We start from the raw sequence: 13,725 nt of genomic DNA, 5'->3' as shown, positions 1-13,725 counted from the left end.
CGGGCCTTACTTTTGTCGAAGGTAAGGATTTATACTATAGGTACGATAGAAAGAACCGACACTGCACTGATTTACCGGATAAATAACATCTTCAGTAATCAAACCTTCATTAGTAAAAATAATTTTTCACAATAAAGCTAAAAACAATATGTATTATGTCAAATGCATGTTATAATAAATTTATATATATTTTTTATTTTTTATTGGGGGGTAAAACATAATGCCAAGGAAAATAGCCAATAGGCTGGTGCTATTGGTTGTGATGACGCTATTGGCAAATATGCTGATGAACGGCATATTGGTTTTTGCAAATAGCGGTGTCATACAGCCGCCAATTGAGTCTTCCGGTACTGATCAAAACATTATCGGAAACAACGAAAGCAATCAGCGATTTTCGGAAAGCTTTGATGGTGATGAAAAAAATATTGTGTTGCCATTAATAGAACAAGGAAATCAAAATGACGATTCGCAACTTTTAAAGGAACCTGTCACAGTAACAACTCAAGTCTTTGACAAATCTTTTCAATTAAGTGATGAGGTAGCATCTAATTCATTTTCATTAATGTCCATTCCTTTAGGTGCAATTCCTGTTAATGAAGGTGAAATAAAAATTCTGAATGATGAAGATAGCGAAGATAAATTATCAAGCTACACATTTGTATTTACACCTTCAACTACCGGCTGCTATAAAATAACAGCAGCGAGTCCGGAAATTCCCTACATATACATTTATGACAGTGAGTACAACAGCTTGGGATGGAACCGTACATATCCAAAAATGAATGATTCTGTAGCGGCAAAGTTAATTAAGGATCAACAGTATATAATAAACTTATATAGTGTAAGTTTTAATTATGCCACAGAGTTGTCAATAAACAAATACGAGTCAGCAGCAGATAATATTACATATACCTTTGTTGACAATACATACACTGCGGATGAAAACGCTTCTGTAATAGTTACAGTTCCATATATTGGAGCGGATATTTTGTACGGAGTATTGGGCAGAAATATATTTATCGAAGCAAGACTCTTAAAAGACGGAGTATTAATTGACTCAATAAATGAAATTCCCTCCGATTGCATAAAGGGAGCAAGAGGAACTCCCGACGACAATATATTGCAATTTGCATGTGAATTCGAAAAAAAGGTTGAACATGGAGAATACACTATTGAAATAACCTGTAGAGATATTGCTGGAAACATTGTTATAGATACCTGTGAAAGTGCAATAACAATAGGCAATCCGGTATCGGTTTACATGCCATCTAACAGTGTTGTATATACCGCAGATTCTTATACTGGTCAAAGAGTATATTTTAAAGATATAAATTCCGACAGAGGTAAATTCTTAGTGTTTGACGGTGATAAAATAATCGGTACAAGTAATTCTGTATATATTTATAGTACGAGAATTAGTTATGATGACTTTTTTTCTACTTACAGTATTATAGACGGTAGCTACGACTCTAATAAGTTTGAAAAAACTTTATACTATTCCAATATACCTAGCATAAATCTCAACGAAGTTTCAAAAAAAGGCAATAGTTATGATGTTAAACTTGTTACCGGAGTTTCGGAATTTGATACCACAGCAAAATTAATACCTACCGATGCTTTAATCCTCAATTATGCTTCCGGTGGCGGACTTTACGATTCGGTTAATAATTTTAAAGTATATACGCAATTTTACAATATAAAAAACATAAACATGGATGATATAAACGTTGAATTGATAGACTTGTACGGAAATGTTGTGGCCAGAAAGACTGACTATATCTGCTACAGTGCAATAAACAATGAACATCAGGCATATTTTCAATTTAATTTGTTTATTGAAAAGCCTTTAGAAGCCTACAAAAATTATAGTTTAAAAATAAGTTATCCAAAAGAGTTTTATACAAATGTAAAAAGCTCATACATAACAGCTTATTCCGGAAGCGATTATTTAGGTATTAGGACTCCGGAAGTTTTAGATATAGATAAAACAATTATAAGTGTATCGACATATAACGTAAATTCCTGGCAGGAATATGACGTGGTTTTAAATAGGATAAATGACGATTTGGAATTTCCTATTGCAGAGCTATCGAAAGTAAAGCCCGATGGATACGGTACCTTTGTATTGGATTTTTCAAAGGATGCGAAAAGTTCTCTTCTGATTCCCGGAGAAGAATACAGCATTGTATTTTCATATAAATCCTCTTATGACAATTACACTCAATATGAAAGAGAAAGTTTTAAAGTACCGGCGAAGGATTATACTTCGGTTGGTGACAAAAGCGTTATATTTAATCCTCCGGTAATTCCAGAAACAATCACAAAAACCGAATTTACAATTAGCGGATATGAGATTGAAAACGGAATTATAGGTGCTAGCAATGAAAACATAAATATTGAATTGGTGGCAGATAACGAGGTTTATGGAGCTATTAAAAAAGATTCAATTAATAAAAGCGCATCGGTTTATAATGCAAATCCCAATTACAGCATGAGCCAGGTGACCATTACCGGTATAATGGAAGTAACTAAAGAATTAAAAGATAATACACAGTACTACATAAGAATTAACGGAACGGATTATGAGTATTTTTATAATTCGCAAGAGAAGATTATATACGGAGACTTTAAAATAGATCACTATTGCTCCGATGCTGAATTTAAAGACGGTTCAAACTCAATTGTACATGAGATTTCCGAAAGAGAACCCCTTAAACTTAGTTGTACCTTTGTTAAAAACACTTCCGATGATTTAAAACTTATCATGAAAAATAAAGTTTCAGGAGAAGAAATAGAAGCAGGGAAATGGGATACAACTAAAAGTCATTTCAACGGGGAGTATAAGGATATTTCAATAACAGTTGATATGTCCGGCTTTGACATAAATGAAATATATGACTTGTATATAAAGGACGGCGAAGAAGAGTACTATTTAAATAAGCATATAAAAGTAGTGGAGCCAATTAAAGCTTACGGATTTACAGTACAGGAAGCAGTATACGGAAGCAGCAAAATAACAGTTTCAATACCTTCCTGTAACATAATAGACGGATATTCCTTTGATATCAAGGACTCTATGGATAATATCATCGATGCCGAAATCATTACTGATAGCATTAGACATGGCTCAAACAATTCTATATATGTAGATATAGAAACAGATAGAGCTTTATCCTATGGAGTATATTCCGTTCGTATGTTCAATGACAATAACAAATTGATATATATTCAGCAATACACCGTTACGGTTGAAAATTCAAGCCCGAATGTAGAATACATTCAGGATGGGATTCCGTACCTAATTTTCGGAAAGAATCTACCGGATAATGGAAATTACACAGCCGATATTATGGATGTAAACAATATCAGAATGTTAAAACGCGGTATTTCTCTTGTAAAGAGAGAAGGCGAAAATGTTTTGGAACTTACTGAAAATAAAATCGGCAGTTTACCCATTGGAACTTATAATGTTTCGGTAAATCTAAACGGAAGATTAATTGGAACTGCGTACTTAAATTATTCCGGACCTCTTCAATTAAAGCCTTTAGTAATTGCAAAGGAATGGACTGAGCCCAAAAGTAAAAATACGATAATAACAAGCAATACTGTTGAACTATTGATAAAGACCATGTATTATACAAAGTTACGATATGCTGAAAGTTGAAGAACTTCAAAACAAGGAATATCAAACATTGACCAATACTATTTCTTATGAATTCGAGACAATGGAAAAGCAAAAGATTCTTTACTTCCAGTTTGTTGATGACAACAGTCAAGAAAGTGAAATAATCACTTTCAAAGCTTATTATCCCGGAGAGCCAAATGAAATTACAATTGTTTCTCCGGTTATAGATGAACCTATTGTTGACAATTTCCTTATAAGAGCTGAGGTTTTAGGAAATCCTTACTCCGTATGGGCGGCGATTAATCTTCCGGAACCAGTTATTACGGTAATGTCTGTTTCCCAAGTATATAAAAGCGGCGATGATAGTTGGATGATTCCTCTTAGCCGTGAAGAGGGTAGCGATTATTATTCCTATAGGATATCACAGGGCGATATATGGTATTTTGACAGAATTGATATCTATGCGGTGGATGAGTATGGAAATATAACGGGTTCTAAGTCTTTGATACTAAACGAGCCCGAAACACCGCCGATAACAGAACCAAATATTGAAATTTCAAACCTTCAGTCCTACTATAACAAAAGAAATATAACTGTTTCGGGAACTAATGCTTATCCCGACAGCACTGTAACAATATATGCCTATGAGGTTGATGACTATGGTAGAATTATTGGATCATCCTACACTATAACAGTTGTTGCCAATGAATCAGGCAAATTTGAGGGAATGCTGAATTTATCAAAGGATGGACGCTGGCGTATTTCTGCAACGGATTCTAAAAAAAGAACAAGCTACAACTATTATACAAGAATTGACACGGTGGCTCCTGTGCTAAAGAACTATTCTACAGTAGCCCAAGGGGTTAACAGTGTCAGAATTTCCTGGGATGTAAACGACACTAGTTCCTGTACATATACTTTATGGAGAGACGGCAGGCTTATAGAATCTCAATACAATGAAAAGCAGTATATTGCCACAGGCCTTTCAAAAGGAAAGACCTATGTATTCAAAGTAATGGCAACCGATTCTTCAGGAAATAATTCCGAACCGGTTGAAATAACTGTGACTGTTGGAGATGAAGAAGCACCGGGAATCCCCCAAAACTTACATGTAATCTCCCATGCCGGAAAAAGTATAACCCTTTCATGGGATATTCCTATCGACAACAGTTATGTAGCAGGTTATGACATTTACAGGGACGGTAAAAAGATAGGTACGACATATACCACAACCTTCACAGACAAGGGATTAACAACAGGAACAGAGTATAGTTATAAAATAAAGGCTTTTGACCCGTCCATGAACTATTCGGACTTTAGCGAAACTATTGTACATTCTCCTGAAGCTCCGGTGATACATGATGCATATGACGGAAGCTATAATGTAGTATCCATAACAGCTAAAACGCTGACCCTTAAGGCTTTAACCGGAGATATATTAAACAATGACAAAACTTCCGTAACTTTTGATTATTCAAAGGACGGAGGAGAGAGTTGGTTTAGAATAAGCAGTAATGTAACCAACTATACTACAACGCCTTCCGGTCTTCTGTTTACTACAACATGGAGAATCGAAAGTTATGAGAGCGGAGATTATGTTGTAAGGTATACAGTTACAGACCGTGACGGGTTTACCGATGAAGACTTTTCACAAATTATACGCATTCAAAAAACCGATGACTTTATAAGTCCAAAAATTACATCCATTTTGCCTCATCCGTCATGCTTTAAAGATTCAATTCCTCTAACAATTATGGCAGAGGACAACGTGGCCTTAAGAAGAATAACTTTGCAAGGCTCCTTTGACGGCGTGCTATGGGAGGACATAATTTCGGCTTCTATACCCGGTTCAAATAAAGTTTACAGCTGGTATTATAATCTGGATGTTTCCGGAATAAAAGAGGGAGCTTATTATATACGTGCCATTGCGGAAGACACCAGCGGAAACTTTAGCAACAGTACTGAAACAGCATCATATAACCAGTACATAATTGACAGAACTGCACCGGAAAAGATGGAAGATGTAACGGCAGTAAGCGATATAGGACTTATTGAAGTTAGGTGGGGATTAAATTCCGAACCTTATATAAAGAGTTTTACAGTTGAGCGTTCTGTAAATATAGATGGGCCGTACCAGACTATAGCCGCAGAAGTAAAATCATTAAACTACTTTGATACGGATGTAAGACCGGGTGTGATGTATTACTACAGGGTTATCTGTAATGATGTTGCAGGTAACTCAAGTCTGCCCAGCGATCCTGTAGCAGCAAAATCACTTAATATTGACGATATAGAAGATGATGTTCCGCCGGTGATTAGTAGTTTGACACCTTACAACAACTCCACTGTCGGTGGTAATTTCACCATAGGGGTGACTGCTGAGGATAATGTCAAGCTATCAGCGATATATGTTCAATACAGCACAGACAATACTGTTTGGCATGATTTGCATATACACAAGACTTCAAATTCCTTTGACGGTTTTAGTAAAAATATGGATACAACCATGTTGGATACGGGAACAGTTCTGAAAGTTAGAGCCTATGCCGTTGATGCTAAAGGCAATGTGGGAGACTATGAGTATAGGGATTATATAATCCATAATACACCGCCTGCAAAACCTGTAGTTAGTGCAATAGCCAAAAACAGAGGCATTGAGGTTTCATGGTCCTGTGATGATGAAAATATTCAAGTCTTCAAGGTTTATAGAAAAACTACTGTTTCGGATTTCTTAACCGTTGTAGGGGAATATTCAAAATCTACCTTTGAAATTTTGGATAGGAACTTAGATCCTTCATACCGCTATATATATAAGGTAGTTGCAGTGGATGCTTACGGCAATACATCATCTTCCGAGAGCATTCCAGTTTCGCCTTTGGATATAGATGATATAGCACCCTTTGCAGATATCAACTGCGTTTCATCCGCAGAAACGGGAACTAATATTGACTTTGATGCAAGCGGTTCGCAAGATAATATAGGCATTGTGAAATACGAATGGGATTTAGGAGACGGCATAAAGAAGACAGGCGTAAAAGTCAGCCACTCTTACAGCAAAGAAGGAGTATATAAGGTTGTGCTTACTGTTACCGACCCTTCAGGAAACACAAACTCCACTTCAAGGAACATAGCAATTGTGAAGAAGGGGATGACAGGTACGATAAATGTTACCGTATTAGACGGTGACGGCAAAGGTCTGGCATATACAAATATATATGTCAATTTAGGCGAGAATAATATCTTCAAGAAGACCACTGATAATAAAGGGGAGATTTCCCTTCAATTGGAGCCGGGAGCCTATAAAATAGGTGCCTACAGGGACGGATACGCTCCGCAGCAGCAGGATGTACTGATTGAGCAAGGAAAAGCAAACAATTTAACATTAGTGTTAAGGCAGTCACAATTGGTGGTGGGCAGTCTTACCGCTACAAAAATGACTCTTCAGGAAATAAGGAATGCAGGCATTGATGTAACGGCACCGGGTAACCAAAATGCTTTTCAATACAGTATTAATCTTGTATACGAAAACAAGCCGTATAATATTGTTCATATAGCAACAGATAATTCGCAAACTACCTTTGGCGGAAATCATATTGTGGGCGACAGAATTGTTCGTGTAGCAACAATAGGAAATACGGGTAGCAATAACAGGGCACCGGTGGTGGTAATTCTTGATATCCCGGGTTCTGTAAGGTGGCTCAAGGATTTCTTTGATGTAAAATTGCATTTAGTCAATACAATGGGAGACTATGACATAAACAACTGCGTGGTAAATTTAAATATTCCTGCGGGTGTTTCCATAGTCGGAGGCAGTAAAGCAATTGAAAACATTGGCACCCTTCCAGCTAGCGGAAGTAAGACTTTGAACTGGATAGTTCGTGGTGAAAAGGCCGGAAGCTACAACTTGTCTGCTGACTTTAACGGTATGCTTGAGTCATTTAATGAAGTTATATCTGCGACTTTTGTTACGGATTCTCCTATTGTTGTGGAAGACAGCTCAAGACTCAAGCTTATAATTGAAGTGGAAGACAGAAAATATATTGGAGATAAGTTGTTGTACAGGGTAGGGTTTAAAAATGAAAGGAGCTCGGATTTAAACCGTCCCAGTATAACAATGCAGGATTCCGAATTTATTAGAAGCTATAAGACAACAGAAAGCATGCAACTTGTAAAAACATCTTCCCAAGTTTTAAAGCCCGGAGAAATATTGTGGAACGAATACTCTGTGGATCCAGAGTTATTTAGCGGTAAAAACAGTGCTATACTTACTTAAAGAATATGCAGCAAAGGCTTTAGGCGGGATGAGAATACCGATAGAAATAAGACCAGTTGAATATGGTACTTTTGGAAGGGTAAAACCCAGCATATATGTTATTGACCCTGTTACGGGGAATGAGACAAAGGTAGATCCCCTTGTACTCATAAAATATCGTTCAAAAGAAAATGATATAATGCCCGACTTAAAAATAAAGACAGGAAGAGGCATATCCAAAGATGTTATTGTAACTGAAGCGTGTGATCTGACTATTACAGATTCACTCTTTAAAGTAACAAATAAAATAACCACTGATAACAATGGCGAGTACCTTTACAAAGGCGGAAGCATTGACGATGTATTTGTACTTCCGGGCACGGGATATATCGACTATATTATTAAAGTTACATCCGACACAAATATTTCCGATAGGTTAATGGTGCGGGTAATTGATCAAAACCTTATATCTAAAGAGGACTTCGGAACTATAACGGGATGGGTCTACAATGAGGATGAGAAAAAGAGTATTGAAGGAGCAACGGTAATTGTTGGATCTAACACTACCGTTACAGATAATCTCGGTAGATTCCGATTTGAAGATATCATGCTCGATGAAGACAAGATAACGGTAAAAGCATCCGGCTTCCCGGAAAAAGTCTTTTATGAAAGATTAAGGGATGGAAGACACATTATAATCAAATTGAGTAAACAACCTGAAATTACCGAAGTCTCGTCATCGTATTCGAGCAGCAAAAATAACAGGAGTTCTATAATTCCTTTAAATCTTTTGGAAAACTCGGTTACATTTAAGTTAACTGCAGATTTAAAAGGTGCTGGAGAAGTTATCGCTTACCTCTATAGAGTGGTTGACAAAAACGGAAATACAAAGTCCGAACAAGCTTTCCACACTAGCACTATTACTATACATAATATAAAATCCAAAATGACTGTGGGAGACAGAATCCAGTTTGCGGTTAAGACCAGTGGAGATTACGGTGAGTTTACATCCGATTTTGTTGATGCAAAAATGACTATAGCACCTGAACTGAGAATATTAAATCAGTTTACTTGGAGAAACGCGCCATGGGATGAACCGGTAGAAACTTCATCAACTCCTTTTAATCCGGAAATATCAAGTATAAATGATATGGTGGAATTTTTCACCGGATCGGATAAAGAACTTCCGTTCCCTGATGATTGCGGATTGTTTAAATCAACAAAACTTGTGCCGATAACGCCAAGTATGAGTCTTAAAGTCGAATATGATCTTTTGGACGGTAGAGTTTCTATTTCCAATATGAACGGTGCCGAAGGCGAGATATTGGGTGACTTGTTAGAATGGGATTACGGCGATTTGGGAGAAGAGAGCCGCGAGTTGAGATTTGGCGGAAACTTAAAGGCAACCTTTGACGCAGAAATTGTATATAACGACCGTTCCATGAAGTGGGAATTTGAATCTTTGGAAATGGAATGGAGTGCCGGTGCAAACATAAACATTGAATTTAAGTATAGAGTACCTTTGGATGCTTACTTCGGGGGAGCCTTACTTTCGGGGTATGTGTCTGTGAAATTTGAAGGGGGAGCAGAAGTAGTTTTAAATGTAGCTGTCCCGGATGTTTCGCGATTTAACAGTCTGTCTGACTTGGTAGTACAAATACAGCTTAACATATATCTTGCAATAAGGGCATCATTAGGTCTGGAAGTTGGATACGGTTTGCTTTCGGGAGAAGTATTTGTTCAGGGACAAATTGATGTCAATCTTCCTTCATTAAGAACTGAACTGACTTTAACTGTAGGAGTTGGATATGGCTACCTGTGGTTTTTCTCGGAAGAAAATATTTTGGGAGAATATACATGGACATTGTATGCCGGACGTTCTCCAAGAAATTTAATGATGATTGCAAATAATGCCTTCGATAGTGAGGGTATGAAATTTGTTAGTGCTACTCGTGAGTACCTGGAAAAACTGGAGTGGATCGGAGAAGATGAAATCGTAAGGTATGCTTATCCCGATTCAAAAGCACAGATAAAAGCTGTTGACAAAGAAATTGGCGATTTGATGATGGTGTTTATTGGCGATGACAGCGACAGAAGCGATAACAACAGGACAGCCGTCTATTCATCAATATATAAGGACGGAAAATGGTCAAATCCAATACAAATTGAAAATGACGGTACCGGAGATGCTTTTCCTGCCCTTGCAGCCGACGGAAAGAATGTATATTCTGTATGGCTTGATATGTCGGAAAAAATGGGAGCAACCTCAATCATGACAGAGGATGATATAACCAGAAATGTACTCGGTAAAATGGAAGTATCGATAGCTAAGTTTGACAGCGGCAAAAATACTTGGAACAATGTACTGACCAACAGAACCGAAGGGGTTAACAAGCTTCCTAAAATAGCGGCTGCAAACGGTAAAGTTATTGCTACATGGGTAAACAATACCGGTATGAAAATGACCGGAGACAGTGAGAACCCGGATAGCGTATACTTTGTGTACAATGACGGTACAGGCTGGACAGAACCGCAAGCATTTGTAACAAATGTAGCCAATGTTTCCGAAAGTGAATTGTACATGTATGGAAATAAAGCCTATTATGTTTTTGTTACAAACGAGTATTCGGAAGAAGGCATATACAAGGTTTACTTCACAAGTTTTGACGGCAGAAGCTGGACCAAACCTATAGAACTTCTTGACAATATGTATGAGGACAGCCACCCGGCAATAGCCGTAGAAGGCGGGGAACCGGTTGCATTTTGGCACAATGACGGAAAGATATACAAGGTATCCTTGGAAAGACCTTTTGGTGCTGAGATAATAATAAACTCAAGCCAGGCTGAAGACCTCTTAGAGCTTAGTGCAACCAATACAGAACAGGGAATTGCACTGGCTTGGACAAATGCAGTAGGGGGAGAACAAAGACTTTATATAAGCACTTATGAAGAGGAGAGCTCTACATGGACCGAAGGAATTGAAGTGAATTTCAATTCCATGGAAGTACCGCGTGATGTGACCATTGCCGGTTTTAAAGACACAATTATGGCGGTATACAATAAGACAGTATACAAGCTTGATGAAGATAAAAACACTTATTTCAAAGACGGTACGCAACTTACTTCAACCAGTTATGTGAGGAAAACCGATCTGGCTGTTTTAGAGGACGGGTTGTATTTTGAAGGTGATATTCCGCTGCCCGGAGAGGAAACAACCGTTGTGGTAAAAGTAAAGAATGTGGGCGATTTAACGGCAAAAGGCCTCAAGGTATCGTTGTATGAAGGTGAAAACCTGATTGCTGAAAAAGACATGGCAGATGTTCGTCTAAGCCATGGAGATACTATACTGGCAAGCTTTGATTGGCAGGTTCCTGATAATTGCTCTGCCTTTGAGTTGAGGGCGGTTTTGGAATCCGGTAACGATAATAATTCTTCCAACAATGAAGCATCATTGAAGGTGCTATACACCGACGTCGAAATAACCGGGGTTTACAACGAGCTTTATACCGACAGCATCGGAGCAGTTTATGTAGATGTAAGAAACTCCGGCTACAGCACTATAGAGAGCGCCACAGTACAGATTTCAACCGATAAAGAGTTTAAAAATATAATCGGTTCGAAAGAAATTAAAGGCCTGAAACCTTATGAAGAAAAGGCAGTTGTATTTGAACTTACAGTAAATGAGGAGATGATATCCGAAAGAGCAAGAATATATGCAAGAATTGAAGCAGACAAAGATGAGATTACTTATTTGAACAATACAGATTTTACGATTATTAGGGGGTTGGATTTCTATTCAGCAGTGATTCCGATGCCGGAACCAACACCGGAGCCAACGCCGACTCCGACGCAAGAGCCGTCACCGGACCCAACGACAGAACCGACACCAACTCCAACACAGGAGCCGACATCCGAACCAACATCGGTGCCGACACCGAGTCCAACACCAACTTCGACACCGGAAACAAGTCCGACGCCGAGTGCAACGCCGGACCCAGGTTCAGTAAGCGGTGGGGGAGGCGGCAATGGTGGTGCTTCCGGAGGCGGTAATAGCAATGTGCCTGAGACTCCGGTAACAGTTGAGCCCACACCTTCACCTGCAGAAATTCCAATGCCTACACCTTCGGATATTCCGTCATCCGGAAAGAGCGGTAAATTTAAAGCATATATGAGAGGATACGAAGATAATACTTTCAGACCGGAGAATAGTCTAACCCGGGCTGAGATGGCTGTGATTCTTGCCAATCTGGACGGAGCTGAGAAAGGTGAAACTGTAAATATAAATTATAATGATGTTTCAAAAGACCATTGGGCAGCATGGGCGATATCTTATGTGTCTGAAAAAGGGTATTTCCGCGGATATGAAAATAATGAATTCAGACCGGACAGATATATTACCAGAGCAGAGCTTTCTGCGGTACTTTGTAAATACCTTAATCTTGAGACTATAGATGTAAGCGGCAATAGGTTTGCAGACATAGAAGGACATTGCTCAAGGCTTTATAGAAAGGCTTGTTTCGGAGGGATATATTAAAGGATATCCGGACAATACATTTAAGCCGGACAACAATGTAAAGCGTTCCGAATGTGTCTCACTGATAAACAGAATACTGAGGCTGAGCCTTTAAACGATGTTGAAACACGATTTACGGATGTAGACAAAGGTTACTGGGCCTTTGGAGATATCATGACAGCGGTATTGGGAACAGAAAAGTAAGTTAATTATAAAAAGAAAGCGTCACGTTGCATGATAGCCGGACGCTTTCTTTTTTAGCCTTTAATCTCACTATTTGCTTTTAGAATATCCACATCCACAAATACTTACATAACTGGAGTTTATTTTTCCGCAACCCTGGCAACGCCATTGGTCTTCCTTTAGATTTTTTTTCGTTATTCTTTGATAATATTTTCAAATTGCTGCCAGAGAGTTTAAAAAGAATAGCTTACTCATTATCAATTGCTGTATGTAATGAGCATAAAATTGCATACAAAACAATTATGCAGAAAAGTGTAACAATGATAGTTGCAAAATTAACCGGATAATGATAATAACCGAAGTATCCTAAATCCACCATCATTTTGTTTTTGTTATATGCAAGTAATATTGTCCAAATAATGCCAAGCGCCAACTCGGCTTTGCACATGATTTTAAGAAAATCTTTTATCATAATTAAACCTCCCCCAAAAAAATAAATGATAATTAAATTATATTTATCTTATCGAGGGAAATCAAATGTTTAAAAACTATGGTATTAATCTTTAATTATGGATAACATACGCTTATACTTCTTTAGCTTTTAAAGATAGAGTTATTGATTGTTATGCTTCTAAAAGTATATTTTTAAGCAATGATAAGTATGAGCTAGAATGTCAAAAGAATGGAGGATGAGAAATGGTAGATATGAGTAACATTTTAATGTGGGCACTAGAAAATTTGACAGGTTAATTGCCAACGCCCTTTTGAAAGATTGAAAAAAGAGCTAGAGTTCAAACAGCTCTACAGACATTTTGGAAAGAAAAGTTTCACATGGCTGTATGACGGAATCAATCATTTCTTTTTTCTTCAAATATTTTCTTCTCTATCGTTTCCTGGGTAATGAGTTTCGTTGCCTCGACAATGTCCTTTTGTCCTATTCTGTTGAAAATACTCGAATTACAGTATTATAAACATGTAAATATTTGTTGAAATATATACAAAATATAACTAGTGTTTACAAGAGAATCAAAAAAGTTTTATTATGATATGGAAATAATAATATAATATTACTTTCTATCTAGGGAAAGGTGAATATAATGAATTTTAACTATAATGTAAATTTTAAAAAGTCAGTAAAAATAATTAAAGGGA

At 37.5% G+C, this 13,725-nt stretch carries 6 protein-coding genes; 5 read left to right on the top strand and 1 reads right to left on the bottom strand.

All coding sequences use genetic code 11. The features are described 5' to 3' along the window. Positions 1-220 precede the first annotated feature (220 nt). Genes JCM21531_RS07005 through JCM21531_RS23620 form a run of 5 tightly spaced genes read left to right on the top strand, consistent with a single transcriptional unit; the run spans position 221 to position 12,594 of the window. Positions 221-3,664 carry a hypothetical protein gene (locus JCM21531_RS07005; protein WP_038288610.1) on the top strand — a complete coding sequence of 1,148 codons (3,444 nt, stop codon included), beginning with the start codon at positions 221-223 and terminating at the stop codon, positions 3,662-3,664. Further along, on the top strand, positions 3,651-7,898 hold the full coding sequence (locus JCM21531_RS07000; RefSeq protein WP_038288608.1) for a PKD domain-containing protein: 4,248 nt from the start codon (positions 3,651-3,653) through the stop codon (positions 7,896-7,898). Before JCM21531_RS07005 ends, JCM21531_RS07000 begins: the two co-directional genes overlap by 14 nt. Next, positions 7,882-12,411 (top strand): S-layer homology domain-containing protein, encoded by a 4,530-nt coding sequence (locus JCM21531_RS17670; protein WP_054847038.1) that lies wholly within the window; start codon positions 7,882-7,884, stop codon positions 12,409-12,411. The genes JCM21531_RS07000 and JCM21531_RS17670 overlap by 17 nt, the downstream gene beginning before the upstream one ends. Beyond that, positions 12,365-12,505 (top strand): S-layer homology domain-containing protein, encoded by a 141-nt coding sequence (locus JCM21531_RS24375; RefSeq protein ID WP_094184755.1) that lies wholly within the window; start codon positions 12,365-12,367, stop codon positions 12,503-12,505. Before JCM21531_RS17670 ends, JCM21531_RS24375 begins: the two co-directional genes overlap by 47 nt. Next, complete coding sequence (locus JCM21531_RS23620; protein WP_279379000.1) at positions 12,463-12,594, top strand: hypothetical protein; 132 nt, start codon at positions 12,463-12,465, stop codon at positions 12,592-12,594. The genes JCM21531_RS24375 and JCM21531_RS23620 overlap by 43 nt, the downstream gene beginning before the upstream one ends. Positions 12,595-12,820: 226 nt before the next feature. Here JCM21531_RS23620 and JCM21531_RS06990 read toward each other — a convergent pair whose 3' ends face one another. Further along, positions 12,821-13,045: a hypothetical protein gene (locus tag JCM21531_RS06990; RefSeq protein WP_038288607.1), complete on the bottom strand. Its 225-nt coding sequence runs from the start codon at positions 13,043-13,045 to the stop codon at positions 12,821-12,823. Positions 13,046-13,725 lie beyond the last annotated feature (680 nt).

The sequence above is a fragment of the Acetivibrio straminisolvens JCM 21531 genome, assembly GCF_000521465.1.
GTDB classification, from domain to species: domain Bacteria; phylum Bacillota; class Clostridia; order Acetivibrionales; family Acetivibrionaceae; genus Hungateiclostridium; species Hungateiclostridium straminisolvens.
Note: the sequence above shows the minus strand (reverse complement) of the source record. Positions and strands in the feature narration are given on the sequence as shown.